The organism is Actinospica durhamensis (assembly GCF_018139695.1).
Lineage (GTDB): Bacteria > Actinomycetota > Actinomycetes > Streptomycetales > Catenulisporaceae > Actinospica > Actinospica durhamensis.
The window spans coordinates 1-404 of sequence record NZ_JAGSOG010000839.1; the positions used below are offsets into that span (position 1 = coordinate 1).

The 404-nt window shown below is 75.0% G+C and carries 1 protein-coding gene; it reads left to right on the forward strand.

The window, feature by feature from the left end:
• A partial coding sequence (locus KDL01_RS42475; RefSeq protein WP_212534348.1) for a class I SAM-dependent methyltransferase occupies positions 1-404 on the forward strand: 404 nt, incomplete at both ends.

Here is a 404-nt window from a genome sequence, read left to right on the forward strand (position 1 = left end):
TCGGCACCCGGTTCTTCCTGCGGCACCTGCCCGCCGGCCGGAACGGCGGCCGGGTGGTGGACCTGGGCTGCGGCAACGGCGTGGTCGGTACGTCGGCGGCGCTGGCCGATCCGCGGGCCGAGGTGCTGTTCGTGGACGAATCCTTCCAGGCGGTGGCGTCCGCCCGGGCCACCTACCGGGCCAACGACGTCCCCGGGCACGCCGAGTTCCGGGTCGGCGACGGCCTGGCGGGCGTACCGGCCGGCAGCGTCGACCTCGTGCTCAACAACCCGCCCTTCCACTCCCACCAGGCGACCACCGACGCCACGGCCTGGCGCATGTTCACCGGCGCCCGGCGCGCCCTGCGCCCCGGCGGCGAGCTGTGGGTGATCGGCAACCGGCACCTGGGGTACCACCTGAAGCTG